This is a genomic window from Cupriavidus sp. BIS7, from assembly GCF_000292345.1.
In the GTDB taxonomy this organism is placed as follows: Bacteria; Pseudomonadota; Gammaproteobacteria; order Burkholderiales; family Burkholderiaceae; genus Cupriavidus.
The window spans coordinates 1-18,730 of record NZ_ALOU01000052.1; the positions used below are offsets into that span (position 1 = coordinate 1).

An 18,730-nucleotide genomic window follows, 5' to 3' on the forward strand; every position below is an offset into this window, starting at 1 on the left:
CCCCCAACCCCTCTCCCGCAGTGCGGGAGAGGGGAGTAACAATTGGCAATTTCACGCTGGCGTGGCGTTTTCGGAGCACTACACTGGAAACCCGCGCCAGTTTTGTTTTGGAGGGCCGATATGAGATCGAATTTGATTACGGCCGCCGCTGCAATCGTTTTCGCTATGACGCTGTCACCGCACGCCGACGCCCAGCCCGCCACTACTGGCCCCATCGTCGTTGGCGGATCGGCTCGGGTTGAAGGGCCGGCAACCATCACCGGCACACTCAGGGTCGACGGCAATGTCTTTGCCAACGGTCCGCTGACGGCGGACTGGTTCGCGTCGCCGGGCGGATATGGGCGTCCGCCGGAGGCCGGGCTCCTCAAGGTGTTCCATGGCCCGTTGACGGTGCACGGGACGATGGTGGTGCGTGGCGATCTGTATGTCGATGGGCCGCTGACCGTGAATGGCGCCCTTGAGGCTGCGGGGCACATCAGCGCCAGCGGCCCGATGGTCGAGCGCGAGGGGGGACGCTAGCACCGGCGCGCGGATGACAGCACAATGGCGACTTCGACACCTTCTCCGATTTCGCCATGGCTCACTCCGGATCACCACTGGGACTCAAGGGTATCGCGCTGTTCGAGGCCGCCAAGGGGGCGCTCGTCATCCTGGCCGGTGTTGGCCTGATGGCGCTGCTGCACCGTGATGCACAGGCCCTGGCCGAGGCCATCATCACCCGTATTCATGTCAACCCGGCCAGCCACTATCCAACCATCTTTCTTTCCCTGCTGGCGAATCCGTCCGACGGGCGCCTCTGGGCCATCGGCGGGTCTGCCGCCGTGTACGCAGTGATGCGCTTTGCCGAGGCCTATGGCCTGTGGAAGGGGCTTGCCTGGGGCAACTGGATCGGCGTGTGGTCCGGCGGCATCTATATTCCCGTCGAGATCTACGAGGCGGTGCGGCATCCTACCTGGCTGCATATCGGCCTGGCCATTGCCAATGCGCTGGTGGTGGTCTACCTCGTGCAAAGCCTTGCAAGGCACAAGGTCAGCGGCTGAGCAGGGGCGCACGAATCTGCTAAGGTAGACGCCATGCGGCGCGGCTCCGCGCCCGGTCAGACATTCATCCAGCAAGAAACCAGAGAGACCCATCATGATTCATGAAATTGCCCAGATCACGATCAAGCCCGGCATGGAAGCGCAGTTCGAAGCCGGCGTGGCAAAGGCCAAGCCGCTGTTCCTGAGCGCCCGGGGCTGCCACGCGATGAACCTGCAGCGCGTGATCGAGGAGCCGTCGCGCTACACGCTGGTGGTGGCCTGGGAGACCGTGGAAGACCACATGGTGCACTTCCGCGAGTCGGATAACTTCCAGGAATGGCGCAAGCTTGTCAGCGACTGCTTCGCCGCGCCGCCGCAGGTGCATCACGTCAACACGGTTCTGTGAGTGGCGGTGCCACCTGACGAAGGAGCAGAGCGCATGTCGACCCCTCAACAGCGTCCCCGGCATTTCTCGATGCTGCGCGACCTGCAACTGGCCGACTTCTTCACGCTGGCCAACGCGGCGTGCGGCATGGGCTCGGTGTTCTTTGCGATGTTCTTCGTTGCCGAGCCGTCGCTCAGCAACTTCTACATCGCGGCGGCGCTGGCGCCTGCCGCGTTCATCTTCGACGTGCTCGACGGGCGCATTGCCCGCTGGCGCCATGCGCACTCTGCGCTAGGCCGCGAACTCGATTCGCTGTCCGACATCATCTCCTTCGGAGTCGGCCCGGCCACGCTGGCATTTGCGGCCGGCATGCGTGGCGGCTGGGACCTGGCCGCGCTGATCTATTTCGTGTGCTGCGGGGTGAGCCGTCTGGCACGCTTCAATGTCACGGCCGAGACGCTGGCTGAAGATTCCGGCAAGGTCAAATACTTCGAAGGCACGCCGATCCCGACCAGCGTGGTGCTGACCGCGATCCTGGCCTGGTGCGCGTCCCATGGCCGTATTGGCGATGCACTGGTCGGCGGGGCGTGGGACATCGGCCCGGGAACGCTGCATCCGATGGCACTGCTGTTCGTGCTGTCGGGGTCGTTGATGATTTCCAAGACCCTCCGCATCCCAAAGTTCTGACTGCCTTTGCGAGTCGCCGATCCCGCCGCCGAGCCCGAGAGTTGTGGCTGGCGGGATCGGCACGCCATCTGGCGAAAATAGCTCTATCTGTCATCCCCCGGTTTGCCTGACCATTGCTGCTGGTGGAAAGCGGCCTGCCCGCTGCCGCCACGACAACAAAGCAAAACAGGAGAGAGACAGATGACCCCACGCATTGCGCGCGGTGCGGTCGTGCTTGGCACGGCCACGCTGGCGGCTGCTGCCCTGAGCGGCTGCGCCACCGGCAACGGCAACTGGAGCGACCAGGGCCTCAGCGCCGAGATTCGCCGCACGTCCTACGGGATTCCCCATATCCGCGCCAACGATTACGCCAGCGTGGCGTTCGGCATGGCCTATGCCTTTGCGCAGGACAACGTTTGCCTGATGGCCAATCAGGTGGTGACGGTCAGCGGCGAGCGTTCCGCGACGTTCGGGCCGGATGGCAGCACGGAAGTCTCGTTCAAGCCGATGCGCAATGCCGATGCCGACGCGTTCTTCCGCGCGATCATCGACGACGATGCGCTGCAGGCCGCTGCCGCGCAGCAGTCGCCCGAGGCGCATGAGCTGCTGCGTGGCTATATCGCCGGCTATAACCGCTACCTGCGCGATACGCCGCCGTCGAAGCGTCCCGCCGCGTGCCGCGATGCGGCGTGGGTGCGGCCGATCACGGCCATCGACATGGCGCGTCTGGCTGAAGAGAAGAGCATCCAGGCCAGCGCTGGAGCGCTCGCGGCCGGCATTGTCGCCGCTGCGCCGCCGCAGGCTGCAAAGACCGCAATGGCTGCAACGGCCGCAATAGCGGCTGGAGCGCCCGCGCAGGTGGACGTCGCCTCGATCGATTTCGATGCCGTCAATCGTGACCTGCAACTGCTCGATCCGCCGATCGGCAGCAACGGCTGGGCGTTCGGCAAGTCGGCCACCGCCAATGGTTCCGGCCTGCTGCTTGGCAACCCGCACTTTCCGTGGACTACGACCAACCGCTTCTACCAGGCGCACCTGACGGTGCCGGGCAAGCTCGACGTCATGGGCGCGTCGATCGCGTCGTTCCCGATCATCAGCATCGGCTTCAACAAGGACGTGGCCTGGACCCACACGGTGTCCACGGCGCGCCGCTTCACGCTGTTCGAACTGAAGCTGGCCGATGGCGACCCCACGACCTACCTGATTGACGGCAAGCCGCACAAGATGACCACCAAGACGGTCACCTACTCGGCGAAACTGGCCGACGGCCGCACCGAGCAGCGCTCGCATACGTTCTACATGACCGAGTACGGCCCGGTAGTGTCGATGCCTGCCGCAGGGCTGCCGTGGACCGCGCAGAAGGCCTACACGCTGCGCGATGCCAATCAGAACAACATGCGTTCGATCGACACGTGGCTGAACATTGCACGCGCGCATAACGTTGGCGAGATCCGCAATGCGGTGGGCAACCTTGGCATTCCCTGGGTCAACACGATCGCTACCGACCGCTCGGGCCGTGCGCTGTTTGCCGATGTCTCGGTCACGCCTAATGTCTCCGCCCAGATGCTGCAGCGCTGCGCCCCGGCCGGCGATGGCGCCATGTTGGCGAAGAAGCTGATGGTGGGTACCGGCATGGTGCTGCTCGACGGCTCGCGCAGCGCCTGCAACTGGACGGTCGATCCGGCGTCGCCGGTGCCGGGCCTGGTGCCGCCGTCGGCGATGCCTGTGCTGGAGCGCGACGACTTCGTGGCCAACAGCAACGACAGTTCTTGGCTGACCAATCCGGCGCAGAAGATGGAAGGGTTCTCGCCGGTGCTTGGCCCCCAGGCCGTGCCGCAGCGCCTGCGCACGCGCGTAGGCCTGATGGAAATCGGCAAGCGTCTGTCGGGTGTCGATGGTCTGCCGGGTAACCGCTTCGATATCGAAAGCCTGCAGGCTGTGCTGTTCCGCGACCGCAACCTGGCCTCGGAACTGGTGCTCGATGATTTGCTGCGCGCGTGTCACGCCAAGGCCGTGCAGGCCGATAGCGAACTGCGCGACGGCTGTACGGCGCTGGGCAAGTGGGACCGCCGCAGCAACCTGGAAAGCCGTGCCGCGCCATTGTTCCGCGAGTTCTGGATGCGCGCCCACGTGATCCCGCACGTCTATGCTGTCGCGTTCAACCCGGACGATCCGGTCAACACGCCGCGCGGCCTGCACATGCAGGACCCGGCGGTCAGCACCGCGGTAATCAAGGCGCTCAAGGACGCCGTGGCGGCCATGCACAAGGCCGGTTTCGCGCTCGATGCGCCGCTCGGCGAAGTGCAGGCAGCCCGGTCACCGAAGGGCCTGATCCCGCTGCACGGTGGCGAGGAGTACGAAGGCGTGCTGAACAAGCTGACGAGCAAGCCGGTGTCCGCGGATGGTCTGCAGGTGTATTTCGGCACCAGCTATGTGCAGACGGTGGGCTTCGACGCGAACGGTCCGGTGGCGCAGGCGCTGCTGGTCTACGGCCAGTCGGTCGATCCGGCGTCGCCGCATGCCTGGGACCAGATGCAGCAGTTCTCGGCCAAGCGCTGGATCTCGCTGCCGTTCTCGGAGCAGGCCATCGCCGCCGATCCGCAGTTGACCGTCACGAAGCTGAGTCAGTAAGACGCTTCAAGGATGACCCGCCGCGTTGCGGCGGGTCATCGAAACCTCGTGCATCGAAATTCCTTATATCGGCGCCAAAGACTTTGAAATCGACGGGGCAGGGTGGCTGCGCTATGTTGCGGGTTTCGTACCCGTCACCAATGGAGCCGTCTCCCGTGTCCCTTTCCGCTTCCGCCAAACTCGGCTGCCTGGTGCTGCTGGGCGCAGGCCTTGCCGCATGCTCGACGCAGCAGGCGCCGTCGACCTACCGGATGACCACGCCGATTCCGCCCGAGATCACCACACCATCTTCGGTCGATACGCGCATTGGCAGGCTCGAGTATTTCGACGGCGTGCCGACGCCGGAGACGGCACGGAAGGTCTTTGACAACCTCGACTTTTCGCGTGGGGTGGAGGCATTCCTGAACGGTGTGCCCGGCGCCTCCCTGGTCGCGATTCGTACCGGCCTGCGCAGTGTCGGCGCGGTTGGCAGCACGGTGGGCGTCTACGAGCAGTTGATGGACTCGAAATCGCTGTACCTGACGGCGAATTCGGAAACCATCTACTTCTGGAACTGGATGGACCTCAAGGACGGGCCGGTGGTGGTTGAAACCCCGCCGAACATTCTCGGGGTGGTGGACGACTTCTGGTTCCGCTATGTCACCGACATGGGCAATGCGGGACCGGACAAGGGCAAGGGCGGAAAGTACCTGTTCGTGCCGCCGGACTACAAGGGCACGCTGCCGTCCAGCGGTTACTTCATCATCAAGTCGCCTACCTACGGCAACCTGCTGTTCGGCCGCGCCTTCATGCAGCATGGTGATCCGAAACCGGGCGTGGCCAGCCTGAAGGCCGGGCTCAGGGTCTATCGTCTGGCCGATGCGGCGCGTCCGCCCGAGACGAAGTTCATCAACCTGTCCGGCAAGGTGATGAACACCGTCCACGCGAACAACTTCAAGTTCTTCGAGGAGGTCAACCAGATCATCCAGGAAGAACCGGCGGGTGCCTATGGCCCCGACATGACCGGTCTGTTCTCGGCCATCGGCATGGAGAAAGGCAAACCGTTCGCGCCTGATGACCGCATGAAGCAGATCCTGACCGATTCGGTGGCCGTGGGCAACGCGTCGGCGCGGGCGATAGATTTCCGCAATCGCGACAAGGCCTCGCTGATCTTCCCGGACCGGCGCTGGACCACGCCGTTTATCGGCGGCAGCTATGAGTGGCTGAATAACGGCGCACGCAACTTCGATGCGCGCACACTGTTCTTCTACGCGGCCACGATTGATACACCGGCGATGGCCGTGGCGATGCCGGGCATCGGCTCGCAGTATGCCGCCTCGAACCTGGATGCCGCAGGCAATCCGTTCGATGGCGGCAAGACCTACCGCATGCACGTGCCGGCGAACGTGCCAGCCAAGGACTTCTGGTCGGTGGTGGTTTATGACACGCAGACACGCTCGATGCTGCAGACGGACCAGCAGTTCCCAAGCCTGTCCAGCGAGAAGTCGCTGACGAAGAATGCCGATGGGTCGGTGGATATCTACTTCGGCCCGCAGGCCCCGGCCGGCAAGTCCGGGAACTGGATCCAGACGATCCCGGGCAAGAGCTGGTTCACGATCTTCCGGCTTTACGGGCCGCTCAAGCCCTGGTTCGACAAGCAGTGGAAGCTTGAGGATATCGTCGAGGCGTCGTAGGCGCACGCAAGGCGGCCGACGCGGGGCATGGGTGGTAATCCATGCCGGCGGCAGGGTCAGCAGGGCTTTCCAACGGCGACTACAATCGCCCGGACCACCACGCCCCGCAAGGACTGCCCGCATGCCCCATCTCTTCGATCCATACAAGATTGGCAATCTGGAACTCGCCAATCGCATTGCCATTGCGCCCATGTGCCAGTACTCGGCCGACGAAGGCTGCGCCACTGACTGGCACATGATCCACCTTGGCCATCTGGCGTTGTCCGGCGCCGGCCTGCTGATCATCGAAGCCACGGCCGTCTCGCCCGAGGGCCGCATTACGCCGGACGACCTGGGCCTGTACAACGATGCAAACGAAGCCGCGCTCGGCCGTGTCGTCGATGCCGTGCGCAGGTATTCACCGATCGCCTTGACGATGCAGCTTGGGCACGCGGGCCGCAAGGCATCGAGCCATGTGCCCTGGGATGGCGGCAAGCAGATCCGGCCGGACCAGCCGCGCGGCTGGCAGAGCGTTGCACCGTCTGCAGTGCCGCATGCCGACGGTGAGGCCCTGCCGGCTGCGCTCGACCGCGCCGGCATGAAGAAGATTCGCGACGACTTTGTCGCGGCAGCAAAACGTGCAGCGCGCCTCGGCATTGAAGGTATCGAGGTGCATGGCGCGCACGGCTATCTGCTGCACCAGTTCCTCTCGCCGATTGCCAATCACCGCACTGATGAATATGGCGGCAGCCTTGAGAACCGCATGCGCTTTCCGCTGGAGGTGTTCGATGCGGTGCGCGAAGCATTCCCGGCCGACAGGCCCGTGTGGATGCGCGTGTCGGCAACGGACTGGGTGCCGAACGGGTGGGATATCGACGGCACCATCGCGCTGTCGCACGAACTGAAGGCGCGCGGCAGCGCCGCGGTGCATGTGAGCACCGGAGGCGTGTCACCGCAGCAGGCCATCAAGCTTGGCCCCGGCTATCAGGTGCCATATGCCCAGCGCGTCAAGGCGGAAGTGGGCCTGCCGACGATGGCGGTCGGTCTGATTACCGAAGCGGAGCAGGCCGAAGCGATCATCGCCAACAATGAAGCCGATGTGATCTCGATTGCGCGCGCCATGCTCTACGATCCGCGCTGGCCGTGGCATGCGGCGGCCACGCTTGGTGCGAGTGTCGATGCGCCAAAACAGTACTGGCGATCGCAGCCACGCGGGCTGGAAAAGTTGTTCAGGGATGCAAATTTCGGCCAGCGGTAGGCTGGCAGTCGGCGTCAGCCGGGCATAAACAAAAAGGCAGGGCTGACCCTGCCTTTCAACATTTGCGATGTGACGCCTCAGGGGCGCGTCTTGCGCAGGATCGCGTAAAGCTCGTCCTTGAGCCGCAGCTTTTCCTTCTTCAGTCTCTCGATCTCCATTGACGTGGACGGGTCCAGCCCCGCTTCCATGTTCCTGATTTTCTGGTCCAGGTCGTTGTGCATGTCGAACAACCTGCCGAAGCGGGCGTCATGCACCTTGAGCATGGAAATCTGTTCGCGATATTCCGGAAACATCGTCAACTCTCCTGCAGTGGATCAAACGTTGGGAATCTTCGTCTGCAGATTCTAGGGAGATGGCGATTCGGCCAGTTTGACAATGGTCACGCAGGGGCCGCGTTGCGTCCGCACATTTACTCATTGACTTCGGCCTGCGCCAGAAGCGGTGACGCAAGCGCCGCGATCTGCGGCGCTGCAGCATCGAAAATTGCCAGAAACGAAGGGATTACCATGATTGTCGCGTCCGGGTGACAAGCGCGACCATGGCCTCAATAGATTGCGTTGGGCAGTAAAGACGGGAGCCCCCACATGCGAATCCCGCCTTCACAGAAGTAGTCGAAGAACGAACTCTGGGAGACATCCATGCAAGTCTATGACGGCCTTGTCTTCGGTTGCGCCATGGTCCTGGTCTGCATGTACGCCTATCTGGGCGTGCAATCGCAGAGTATTGCGCTGAAGTATGTGTCGCCAGCAATCGTTGGTGCGCTGACGGTTGCCTACGCACTGTTGCCTATGCGGATGATTGGCTGACTGCCGTGTCCCGGCGACAAAGATCCCCGCCCAGTGCGAATCGGGCGGGGCGTGGCTATTGAGTGCTGGCGGTGCTGGCAGACTGCGCGCCTAGCGCAGCGACAGCCAGATCGCTTTCGGCTCCGTGAAGTTCTCGATGGCCGCGTCACCGTGCTCACGGCCCAGGCCCGAGTCGCCGCCGCCGCCCCATGGCAGGCGCACATCGGTGTAGCCATAGGTGTTGATCCACACGGTGCCTGCCCGCAACTCGCCGGCCACCTTGTGCACGCGCGCGATGTCGGCACTCCACACGCCCGCTGCCAGGCTGAACGCAGTGCCATTGGCGATGCGCACCGCATCGGCTTCATCCTCGAACGGAATCACGCTGGCCACCGGGCCAAAGATCTCCTCCTGCGAGATCCGCATCTCATGCTCGACGTTGGCGAACACGGTCGGCTCCACAAAGAAGCCGCGTTCGCCGATGCGTGCGCCGCCGGTCACCGCGCTGGCACCTTCGCGCTTGCCGATTTCCACATAGTCGAGCACCGTCTTCATCTGCGCTGCGGACACCACCGGGCCCATCGTCGTATCGGGGGCGGCGGGGTCGCCCACGCGGATCGCCCTGGCGCGTGTGGCCAGCCGTTCCACCACTTCGTCGTAGATTTGCCGCTGTGCCAGGATGCGCGATCCGGCCGAGCAAACCTGGCCTGAGTTGAAGAAGATGCCCGACGCCGCGGCGCGCGTGGCGGCATCGATATTGGCATCGGCGAAGATCACGTTGGCGGACTTGCCGCCAAGCTCCAGCGTCACGCGCTTGAAGTTGCCAGCCGCGCCCTGCATGATGCCGCGCCCAACGCCAGGTGATCCGGTGAACGTCACCTTGTCGATGCCCGGATGGGCGACCAACGCGTTGCCCACGACACTGCCCTTGCCGGTGACCACATTGAAAACGCCCGGCGGCACGCCGGCTTCCAGCGCCAGCTCGGCCATGCGCAGCGCCGTCAGCGGCGTGATCTCGGCTGGTTTGACGATCAGCGTGCAGCCACACGCCAGCGCCGGAGCAATCTTCCACATGCCGATCATCAGCGGGAAATTCCACGGAATGATCGCGGCCACTACGCCCACCGGCTCGCGCACCGTATAAGTCAGCGCATCCGGGCGCGCCGGTATCACGCTGCCATTGATCTTGTCGCACCAGCCTGCGTAGTAGCGCACGGTGTCGATCACCGCGGGCATGTCCTGGCGCCGCACTGCGGCAAGCGGTTTGCCGGCGTCCTGGCTTTCCAGTGTGACCAGTTCCTCGGCGTGGGCCTCCAGCAGATCGGCAAAACGGTAGAGGATGCGGCCCCGGTCGGCCGCGCGCATGCCGGCCCAGCCCTTGAGCGCCGCGCGGGCGGCGTGCACAGCCGTGTCGACGTCGGCGGCGCTGCCTTGCGCCACCAGTGCAATAGGCGCTTCAGTGGCCGGATTGATGTCGGTGGAATACTCGCCGTTGCCAGGCGGCAGGCGTTTGCCGTCGATCAGCAGGTCGTGTTTCGGCAAGTCCAATAGTGGGGCGGTGTTCATGCAAGGCACCTCGCTTGGGTCATGGTTCTGGAATGACGTGAGCGTTGGCCGTGGAATCAGGCCTGCTTTGCCTTGCAGTGTGGTCGGGCGCCTGACCTAAGTCCAATTAATAGGAATGATCCATTCATGTTTTTGTTGCATGAATGTGGTTCGGGCTTATTGCTCGGCCCGATACCATTCAGACTCGCGCAGCAACGTGCTGATGGCCGCGTGGAGTTCGCCTGGCACCACCGGCTTGTGCAGCAACGTGGTGCCACCGGCGTGGACATTGCGCAGCCGGTCGGCGGCGGTGTCGCCGGTGATGATGATGGCAGGCAGCGCCGAGCCGATGCGTGCGCGGATGGCAGCGATGGCCTCCTGCCCGGTGCGATGCCCGCGCAGCCGGTAATCGGCAAGGATCAGGTCGGGCGTGAAGGCGTCCAGAATGGCCAGTGCCTCTTCCTCGGATTCGGCGGTGCGGCACGGGCAGTTCCAGACAGCCAGCAGCCCGGCCATTGCTTCGCGAATCGCGGGATCGTCATCGATGACGAGTACGCGCAATCCGTCCAGCCGCATCACGCTACCGGGGAATGCGGTTTCTTCTGGTGCGGCCCAGGCCTGCGGCAGCCGCAGCCGGAATACCGATCCGCGATCGGGGACCGAGGCTACCGTCACGCGGGTTTCCATCGTGCGGGCCAGGCCTTCGACGATGGCCAGGCCGAGGCCCAGGCCCTTGCGCTGGTCGCGTTCCGGATTGCCAAGCTGGTGGAACTCGCGAAAGATCTCCCGATGCTGCGCGACTGGAATGCCGATGCCGGTGTCCCAGACCTCGATGGACGCATGGAATCGCTTTGGCCGGCAGGCAACCAGCACGCCGCCAGCGCGGGTGTAGCGAATCGCATTGGCAATCAGGTTGCGCAGGATCAGTTCGACCAGCGACGGGTCGCCAAACAGCGTGGCAGTGGTGTCCCGGGTGCGATAGATTAGGCCGCGTGCATTGGCCTGTGGCGCGAACTCGTTTTCCAGCTTGTGCAACATCGGCTGCAGCCGGAACGGCCGTGGCCTTGGCGTGATGACGCCTGCTTCCAGCTTCGAGAAATCGAGCAGCGTGTTGAGCATCTCGCGCGCGGCGCCGGACGATGCCTCGATGTGATCGAGCAACTGGCGCTGGTGCGAGTCAAGCGGTGTACGTCCGAGCGACACAAGAAACAGCCCCAGCGCGTGCAGCGGTTGCCGCAGGTCGTGGCTGGCCGATGCCAGGAACACCGACTTGGCGCGATTGGCATTCTCGGCCTCGCGCTGGGCCTGTCCGGCACGCGCGGTCTGGTCGCGCAGCTGCGAGATCAGCTCGATATTCTCGAAGCGCAGCGCAATCGAATGGCTCGCCACACGCGAGTAGTTGCGCGCAAAGATCAGCAGTACCACCAGGTAAAGCGGCGTGCCAAAGAACATCGGCAGGTAGGCGATGTCGCGCGTGGCCAGGAATACGATCCACACGGGCAGGATCGATGGAATGAAGAAGCCGATGGCCACGGGCAGGCACGCGGAGAAGACCGCCAGCGCGGCCGCGCTCATGCCCGCGATCAGCGACAGCACGCAGATCACCACGGCGGGCGAACGGATATCGAGATACAGCCACGCCACCAGTCCCCACAGGCCGCCAATCAGCACCAGCATCGCCGTCATGCTGCGCGCATAAAGCCCGGCGCGGGCTTCCGTCAGCCGGTCCGGCACGGCAAGCCGGCCAAAATGTGCGATGGCGCAGAGCACCACCATCGCCGCGGCCCACGGCATGGCACCCGGATGGCCGCCGGTGAGCATCAGGCCCGTACCCAGAATGATCGCCGCAAGCGAGCAGCCGAGCATGGCAATGCCGAAACTCTGGTCGATCAGCTCCATCTGCGCCGCCAGCAGGCGCGGTTCGTCGTAGCGGGGGAGCAGGGACAGCGGCATGCCGTGCGCGGGTTAGCGCTGGGCCTGCACCAGCCCGCGGCGCTGGGCTTCGAGAATCGCTTCCACGCGGCTGACCACACCAAGGTGGTCCAGTATTGCCGCCACGTGCACGCGCACAGTGTTTTCCGACAGGCCAAGGTGATAGGCGATGACCTTGTTGGAACGGCCCAGGTTCAACTGGCTCAGCACCTCCAGCTGGCGCGGCGTGAGCTGGCTCGGTTCATAGACGGGCGCCTGCGGGAGGCAGCCGCATGGGCTTTCGGATGGGAAATACGTGGCGCCTGCAAGGCAGCAGGCAATCGCTTCCTCGATCTCGCGAGGATCGGCCGATTTCGGCAGAAAGCCGGCGATATCCTTGCGCGCCTCGGGCGGGATCGTCTCGACACCGGACGTGCCGGATACGATCAGGATCGGTGCCCTGGCAAAGTGACGGCGCAGTACCTTGATGCCTTCGATGCCATTCAGGCCCGGCATCTGGATATCGAGCAGCAGGATATCGACAGCCTTGTCGCCATGGTCCTGGACAGCCTCCATGACGGAGCCGGCCTCGACGATCGACGCAACGCTCGGGCTGTCGGCCAGCAGAAGCCTTAGCCCCGTGCGGAACAGCGTGTGGTCATCGATCAACAGGAGCTGGGCACGCGACATGAGAAGTGCGGAGGACGACAGACAAGCAGGATTGGACTCGATTCCGCTCCGCTTGTCCATGTGTGCACGGCCCCACGCGCATGGGGTAGTCCAGAAAGATTATTGGCAGGTCAGTGTGCGGGTGCCACGATGCTGACGTGGACAGATTCCGCGACTTGTCCATACCACTTTGGATACCCGCACCTCCCGGCTGCGGGTATTTTTTTGGGTCATCGCCGATTTGCGGGGTCGATAAGGGGCGTAGAACGGCCCACTACTCTGTTTATTGCTGCGAGATCGGATGCGCAGCCTGCGCTGGTCGGACGAAACCATTTGTACGCACCATGTCACTTGGTTGCGAAAACAACGACAAGGTCTGCATCGCCATCCTCTGGCAATTACCGCGGAGTTGCCTAGAGTAGCTAAAGCCTAATGTGGTCGACACTTGCATTGAGGTGGCGTAGTTCATCCAGCTTTTTCTTTCCTTTCAGGAGGAATTTGCATGAAAAACGCTTCGTTGGCGGCATTGTTTGCAGCAATGGGGGTCAGTCTTTCTGCGTGCGTGATTGCGCCTCAACCTCCGCCGGCGACAGTCGCTGTCGGCTGGCACGGAGACCGCTACTACGATGGTCATCGTTACTGGGAGCGAAAGGAATGGGAGGAGCACCAGCAACACGAGCACGGTGATCACGACCAAGATCGCTGCCCACCTGGACTCGAAAAGCAAGGCAGGTGCTGAAGAGCGATAGCGAGCATCAAGCGGGGCGACTTGGCGCCGCCGGCGCTGGCCTAGGTTGCCGGCGCCAGCTAATCCGAGAGAACAGCGACTGATGCGGCGGGCTGGCATGCTCGCGGCGGTCAGACCATCGATGGAAGGGGGCATTCAGCCATGAAAGCGTTCTTCATTGCCGCCTGGATCGGCATTGTCACGGTAACCGCCACCGTACCGGTGGGGGCTGCCACCAAGCACACCGCTGCCAAGTCGGCCTCGAAGCCGGGCAGTCAGGCTGCCCCCCGCGGCGAGAAGTGGCAGTGCGAACTGGGCAACACACTGTACATTGCCGGCGACATGCAGCGTGACGCGATCCTGACACTGCACTGGAAGGGCCGTGACTACAAACTGCCGCGCGAGGCTACCCATACCGGCGCGGACCGCTTCCACGATGCGCGTTCTGGGCTGGACCTGGTTGTAATCCCCAGCAAGGCCATGCTGTTTAACGATAACTTGGGCCAGCGCCTAGCCGATGAATGCCAGACCGCCGCAATGCAGGCCGGCGCCGCCGCCCCCACCCAAGCCGGCGGCCTGCGCGCACCGGTGACATCGCCCCTGCTGGTGGCGCCGACACCGAAGCAGTAAGCACGCACGCCACGCAGCGCCGTGGCCGGCCGCCGGGCCCGGAAGCGGCCCCGGCGGCCGCTTCCCTCATCGGGTGCCGCTGGTAGATCGCGTGCAGATTTCCCTTGTTGCAAAAGCCATCACGCACGCGACCCTGCGCGAAGCCCCGTGATGCTGGTCCTTATCTCGGATTGCCCGCCTGCTGTCAGGCCGCTTCACTTGCAACTGCCTCAGCCAGCGCGACTTCCGTCTCGTCGGTCACCGTGCTTTCCGCGATCACGTTGTCGCCTTCGGAAACCAGGTCGCCAAGACCGATGACGACCGTGATATTCGGCGTCCAGTTCTTGCGATCGGTACTGACCTCGGCAAACGTGGTCACCGTTGCGGTGTAGCCCTGCGCTCTGAGGTCGTCGGCTAGCCGTTGCGCGCGCGGTTCCAGCGCTGCTTGCGGATTTTCTTCGTTGATGTCGAGTACCAGTCTGGTTTCGAATTCGTCCTTGCCCCTCTGGATTGCCGTTTGCATTGCCTTGAGTTGCTTGTTCGCGAGCGCGACGAGCTTGCTGTACCTGGATTCTTCCTGGCTGGCGCGCAGTGCCTTGGCGGCGTTAATGATTTCGGTACGGTCCACGAACATGATTGCCTTTCGAGGGTGGGGGAGAGAAAGCGCAGGCGCCGCACGGGCTTGACTTCAGGAGCCAGCTTTTCCGGGGTGCGACGACAACTGTATAAATATACAGTGTGCGCCGTCTGGCCGGCAAGAGTCCCTGGCAGAAATTCGCTGCACCAGCGCGTCAGATTGCGCAGGCGCTCAAGGCGTCATTGGGGTAGGTTGGCGTTCGGCAAGAAACTGATGAATTTGCGCGACGACGGCAGCACCTTCTCCTGCGGCAGACGCTACGAACCATTCCTTTTGGTTCGTCCGTCACACCTTCCGGACGAACTCCGATTTCAGGCTCATGGCGCCAAAGCCATCAATCTTGCAGTCGATATCGTGGTCACCGTCTACCAGGCGAATGTTCTTTACCTTGGTACCCATCTTGATCGTGCCGGCCGAACCCTTCAGCTTGAGATCCTTGATGACGGTGACGGTATCTCCATCCTGCAATACGTTGCCCGCCGAGTCGCGATAAACCCTGGCTTCCGCTTCGGCCGGTGCCGATGCCTGCGGCGACCACTCATGAGCGCATTCCGGGCAAATATAGAGCCCCCCATCCTCGTAGGTGAACTCGGAATGGCATTTCGGGCAAGCGGGTAATGCGCTCATCGGTAATCCTTGGTGCGTGGCGATAGACGAAGGGCGAAAGTATACTGCCCCGCCTCGGGGCCATGCTCGGGCGGGGCGTCAGGCCTGCAAGTACTCTGCGGCTCCCAGCCCGGCAACCCGCCCGCTGGCGAAGCAGGCCGTCAGCAGATAGCCGCCGGTCGGCGCTTCCCAGTCCAGCATCTCTCCCGCACAGAACACGCCTGGCATCGCGGTCAGCATCAGCCGGGCATCCATCGCCTCGAAACGGACACCGCCCGCCGTGCTGATGACTTCGTCGATTGGCCGCGCGCGAACCAGCCGCAGTGGCAGCGCCTTGATGGCCGCAGCCAGCGCCACGGGGTCATGCATCGCTTCCTTGGTCAGGATCTCGCGCAGTATTCGCGCCTTGACGCCGGTAATGCCGAGCCGGCTCTGCAGATGGCTGGACACCGAGCGCGAGCCGCGCGGCCGTCCGATCTCGGCGGCAACGTCCTCGGCCGAGCGCCCCGGTGCCAGGTCCAGCGTGATGGTGGCGAAGCCGTTTGTGTCGATCAGGTCGCGAATCGGTGCGGACAGCGCATAGACCAGGCTGCCTTCGATGCCGGATTCGCTGATAACGAATTCTCCCTGCCGGTGCAATGTCTCGCCATCGACCGTGGTGACGCCGATCGCCACGGACTTCACTGGCTCGCCCGCGTGCTGCGAACGAAACACCTCGCTCCATTCGATATCGAAGCCGCAGTTGGCGGGCCGCAGCGGAGCCACGTCCACCCCGCGCGCCGCCAGCATCGGCATCCAGGCGCCATCGGACCCGAGACGCGCCCAGCTACCGCCACCGAGCGCCAGTACCACGGCGCGTGCCGCTACCTCGATCTCGCCGTCCCGGGTGGCAAAGCGCAGCACGTGCCAGCCATCGACGGATTCCGAGAAGCCGATCCAGCGGTGCCGTACGTGAAGACGTACCCCCGATTCGCGTAGCCGATGAAGCCACGCGCGCAGCAGCGGCGCGGCTTTCATATCAGTGGGAAACACGCGCCCCGAGCTGCCGACGAAGGTATCGATGCCCAACGCATGGACCCACGCGCGCAGTTTGTCGGCGTCGAAGATGTCGAGCAACGGGCCAATCCGGTCCGCGCGCGTGCCATAGCGGCGCAGGAATGCGTCGGCCGCTTCGGAGTGGGTGATATTCATGCCGCCCTTGCCAGCCATCAGGAACTTGCGTCCAACCGATGGCATGGCGTCGTAGATATTCACCGAAATACCCTGCGCGGCGAGCATCTCGGCCGCCATGAGACCGGCCGGGCCGCCGCCAATAACAATGGCGCCATGGTGGCGGGCGGGATGGGCGGAAGAGACAGCGGGCATGGAACAAGGCGATGGCGGGAGGCGGGCGAATTATAAGCGTAGCCAAGCTGTCAGCCATTTTCGTGCCCGCTGGCGAGCCGCGACGAATTTGTTCATGTCGGGGCACTAAAGTACTGAATTCACTGCTTTCTCCATTGTCGATAGCATCCACTGATCATGGAGCGCCTGGCGCACCCGGACATCTTCTGGCGTGCGCTCGGTGCAGGAGAGAACAGAGATGCGGCAGAAGTTGATCCGGGTGGCAGTAGCGCTTCAATTGGCGGCGGGGCTTGCAGGCACCGCCTACGGCCAGACGTCGAGGTACGACGCCATCGCAAACACACCAATGCAAGGTGGCTACCCCACGGCCCAGGGCATCTCGGCGCTGAAGGACGAGCTTTATTTCCAGCGTGCGGTGCAGTCGTACATCTGGGCATTGCCAGCCCTGAACATGTACGGCATGAAAGAGGGCTCGGAAAAGGCGTTCGGCAAGGGGTACAACGTACTGCCGATCTGGAAGGACCGGCTGAACGCCAAGACCCAGGTCACCACGCCCAATTCCGACGTGATCTACGCAATGGGTTACCTGGATCTGAAGGACGATGGCCCGATGGTGATCGAGGTGCCGCCTGGCCTGCAGGGCATCCTGGACGATTTCTTCCAGCGGCCGATCTGTACCGAAGGAGAGTTCGAGGGCCGCAAGTGGTGCGGGGACGTGGGCCTTCCCGGCCCGGACAAGGGCAAGGGTGGCAAGTACCTGCTCCTGCCGCCTGATTTCCGTGGCGAAATTCCATCGGGCTACATACCGATGCGCTCGCGCACGTACGGCGTGTTCGTATTCTGGCGCGGATTCTTCCAGGACCCCAAGTTACTGGAGGCGCCCGTCAAGGTGATGGAGCAGACTCGCATCTATCCGCTTGGCAAGGAAGCCAGCGCACGCCCGATGCAGTTCCCGAATGCCTCGGGCGTGCCTGTCAACATGCTCTATCCGCGCGATGGGTCCGCATTCGACATGCTCGGCCGCTTTATCGCGCATGAGTACGCCGACCCGCAAGACATGGAAATGCGGGGCATGCTCGCTGCGCTCGGCATCATCAAGGGCAAGGACTTCGCGCCTGACGCCAAACAGCGTGCTCTGCTGGACAAGGCCGCCCGCACGGCATTCAGGATGGGCCATGCCATCTCATCGTCTCCGCAGACGATCGTGGACGATGGCACGTGGTACGGCGACCGTCGCTGGCTCAACGTATTCCCGGGCAACGCCACGTTTACGGCCGAGACCTTCAACTACATCGACCCCCGTACCGGCTTCTTTACCAACGCCTATTCCGCGAGCCCAGGCATGGCGGTCACCATGGTCAAGGTGGGCGCCAAGTACCCGACGACCTTTGTCGATGCCGATGGCAACTTCCTGAGCGGCGGCAACCGGTACAAGGTCACGCTGCCCAAGGACGTACCTGCTGCGCTTTTCTGGTCCGTCTCCATTTATGACGCGCTGACCTCGTCGGGCGTCGACAACGGCCAGCCGTTCCCGTCGATCAACACGATGGACAAGCCGGTGCAGAACGCGGATGGCTCCACCGACCTCTATTTCGGGCCGACCTCGCCGGGGGCAGGCAAGAACTGGCTCAAGACGCTGCCGGGCAAGGGCTACTTCGTGATCCTGCGCCTGTACGGACCGACGCAGCCGTTCTTCGACAAGACCTGGAAGCCGTCTGACGTCGTCAAGCTCAAGTAAGCACCGGCTCCTTTCTTCTGGAATCATGCAAAAAACCGACCCAACCGCCGACCCAACCGCCGACCCAACCCCTGTGACTATCCGCGCGGTCGAGCCCGGGGACTTTGCTGCCTGGAAAGTGCTCTGGGACGGGTATAACAAGTTCTACGGCCGGCATGGTGCTACTGCGCTGCCGGCGGAAATCACGCTCACCACGTGGTCACGCTTCTTCGACGCATACGAGCCAATGCACGCGCTGGTTGCAGAGCAAGCGGGCGAGGTGGTTGGGCTGGTGCATTTTCTGCTGCATCGAAGCACGATCCAGCTGCATCCGAACTGCTATCTGCAGGATCTTTTCACCGCCGAGGCGGCAAGAGGAAAGGGCGTAGCACGGCGCCTGATCGAGGCGGTCTACGCGCGTGCAAAGGCCATGCGCGTGGAACGGGTCTACTGGCAGACACACGAAACCAATACGACTGCCATGCGTCTGTACGACACCGTCGCCGAGAAGTCGGGGTTCGTCGTCTACCGCAAGCTGCTTTGAGTCGAGAAAGAGCGCGAACCGCGAG

General features: G+C 63.4%; 19 protein-coding genes. 12 read left to right on the forward strand and 7 right to left on the reverse strand.

What is annotated here, in order from left to right:
* Positions 1 to 120 precede the first annotated feature (120 nt).
* The 7 genes from B552_RS0118765 to B552_RS0118795 all read left to right on the forward strand — a co-directional run bounded on the left by B552_RS0118765 (position 121) and on the right by B552_RS0118795 (position 7,611).
* Positions 121 to 519, forward strand: a complete 399-nt coding sequence (locus tag B552_RS0118765; protein ID WP_019450593.1) for a hypothetical protein — start codon at positions 121 to 123, stop codon at positions 517 to 519.
* A gap of 56 nt (positions 520 to 575) precedes the next feature.
* On the forward strand, positions 576 to 1,040 hold the full coding sequence (locus B552_RS0118770; protein WP_019450594.1) for a DUF2127 domain-containing protein: 465 nt from the start codon (positions 576 to 578) through the stop codon (positions 1,038 to 1,040).
* Positions 1,041 to 1,134: 94 nt separating this feature from the next.
* Positions 1,135 to 1,425 (forward strand): antibiotic biosynthesis monooxygenase family protein, encoded by a 291-nt coding sequence (locus tag B552_RS0118775; RefSeq protein WP_019450595.1) that lies wholly within the window; start codon positions 1,135 to 1,137, stop codon positions 1,423 to 1,425.
* A gap of 33 nt (positions 1,426 to 1,458) precedes the next feature.
* Entirely contained in the window at positions 1,459 to 2,091 is a 633-nt protein-coding gene (locus B552_RS0118780) for a CDP-alcohol phosphatidyltransferase family protein (protein ID WP_026035810.1), read from the forward strand.
* Positions 2,092 to 2,271: 180 nt separating this feature from the next.
* Positions 2,272 to 4,701 (forward strand): acylase, encoded by a 2,430-nt coding sequence (locus B552_RS0118785; RefSeq protein ID WP_019450597.1) that lies wholly within the window; start codon positions 2,272 to 2,274, stop codon positions 4,699 to 4,701.
* A 155-nt stretch (positions 4,702 to 4,856) separates the two neighbouring features.
* Positions 4,857 to 6,374, forward strand: a complete 1,518-nt coding sequence (locus B552_RS0118790) for a DUF1254 domain-containing protein (protein ID WP_019450598.1) — start codon at positions 4,857 to 4,859, stop codon at positions 6,372 to 6,374.
* A 121-nt stretch (positions 6,375 to 6,495) separates the two neighbouring features.
* Positions 6,496 to 7,611 carry an NADH:flavin oxidoreductase/NADH oxidase gene (locus B552_RS0118795; RefSeq protein WP_019450599.1) on the forward strand — a complete coding sequence of 372 codons (1,116 nt, stop codon included), beginning with the start codon at positions 6,496 to 6,498 and terminating at the stop codon, positions 7,609 to 7,611.
* 77 nt (positions 7,612 to 7,688) lie between these two features.
* On the opposite strand, the gene B552_RS0118800 is transcribed toward B552_RS0118795, so the two are convergent.
* Entirely contained in the window at positions 7,689 to 7,904 is a 216-nt protein-coding gene (locus tag B552_RS0118800; protein ID WP_019450600.1) for a YdcH family protein, read from the reverse strand.
* Positions 7,905 to 8,249: 345 nt separating this feature from the next.
* On the opposite strand from B552_RS0118800, the gene B552_RS29110 reads away from it, so the two are divergent.
* Entirely contained in the window at positions 8,250 to 8,417 is a 168-nt protein-coding gene (locus B552_RS29110) for a hypothetical protein (protein ID WP_019450602.1), read from the forward strand.
* A gap of 90 nt (positions 8,418 to 8,507) precedes the next feature.
* Here B552_RS29110 and B552_RS0118815 read toward each other — a convergent pair whose 3' ends face one another.
* From B552_RS0118815 to B552_RS0118825, 3 genes are all read right to left on the reverse strand, one after another.
* Positions 8,508 to 9,962 (reverse strand): aldehyde dehydrogenase family protein, encoded by a 1,455-nt coding sequence (locus B552_RS0118815; protein ID WP_019450603.1) that lies wholly within the window; start codon positions 9,960 to 9,962, stop codon positions 8,508 to 8,510.
* A 156-nt stretch (positions 9,963 to 10,118) separates the two neighbouring features.
* Complete coding sequence (locus B552_RS0118820; RefSeq protein WP_019450604.1) at positions 10,119 to 11,894, reverse strand: ATP-binding protein; 1,776 nt, start codon at positions 11,892 to 11,894, stop codon at positions 10,119 to 10,121.
* Between the two features lie 12 nt (positions 11,895 to 11,906).
* Positions 11,907 to 12,542, reverse strand: a complete 636-nt coding sequence (locus B552_RS0118825) for a response regulator transcription factor (protein WP_019450605.1) — start codon at positions 12,540 to 12,542, stop codon at positions 11,907 to 11,909.
* Positions 12,543 to 13,059: 517 nt separating this feature from the next.
* Here B552_RS0118825 and B552_RS29330 point away from each other — a divergent pair.
* Both B552_RS29330 and B552_RS27720 read left to right on the forward strand, forming a co-directional pair.
* A complete protein-coding gene (locus tag B552_RS29330; RefSeq protein ID WP_245394386.1) occupies positions 13,060 to 13,260 on the forward strand; it encodes a hypothetical protein in 201 nt (66 codons plus the stop codon).
* Positions 13,261 to 13,410: 150 nt separating this feature from the next.
* Positions 13,411 to 13,878: a hypothetical protein gene (locus tag B552_RS27720; protein ID WP_019450607.1), complete on the forward strand. Its 468-nt coding sequence runs from the start codon at positions 13,411 to 13,413 to the stop codon at positions 13,876 to 13,878.
* Positions 13,879 to 14,062: 184 nt separating this feature from the next.
* On the opposite strand, the gene B552_RS0118835 is transcribed toward B552_RS27720, so the two are convergent.
* The 3 genes from B552_RS0118835 to B552_RS0118845 form a co-directional block, all read right to left on the reverse strand.
* Positions 14,063 to 14,491 (reverse strand): hypothetical protein, encoded by a 429-nt coding sequence (locus B552_RS0118835; protein ID WP_019450608.1) that lies wholly within the window; start codon positions 14,489 to 14,491, stop codon positions 14,063 to 14,065.
* A 288-nt stretch (positions 14,492 to 14,779) separates the two neighbouring features.
* Positions 14,780 to 15,121, reverse strand: a complete 342-nt coding sequence (locus B552_RS0118840; protein WP_026035812.1) for a zinc ribbon domain-containing protein YjdM — start codon at positions 15,119 to 15,121, stop codon at positions 14,780 to 14,782.
* 78 nt (positions 15,122 to 15,199) lie between these two features.
* Positions 15,200 to 16,465: a TIGR03862 family flavoprotein gene (locus tag B552_RS0118845; RefSeq protein ID WP_051003589.1), complete on the reverse strand. Its 1,266-nt coding sequence runs from the start codon at positions 16,463 to 16,465 to the stop codon at positions 15,200 to 15,202.
* Positions 16,466 to 16,682: 217 nt separating this feature from the next.
* Here B552_RS0118845 and B552_RS0118850 point away from each other — a divergent pair, with 217 nt between their 5' ends.
* Positions 16,683 to 18,182 (forward strand): DUF1254 domain-containing protein, encoded by a 1,500-nt coding sequence (locus B552_RS0118850; RefSeq protein WP_019450611.1) that lies wholly within the window; start codon positions 16,683 to 16,685, stop codon positions 18,180 to 18,182.
* Between the two features lie 25 nt (positions 18,183 to 18,207).
* Positions 18,208 to 18,705, forward strand: a complete 498-nt coding sequence (locus B552_RS0118855; RefSeq protein WP_019450612.1) for a GNAT family N-acetyltransferase — start codon at positions 18,208 to 18,210, stop codon at positions 18,703 to 18,705.
* The last annotated feature ends 25 nt before the right edge of the window (positions 18,706 to 18,730 follow it).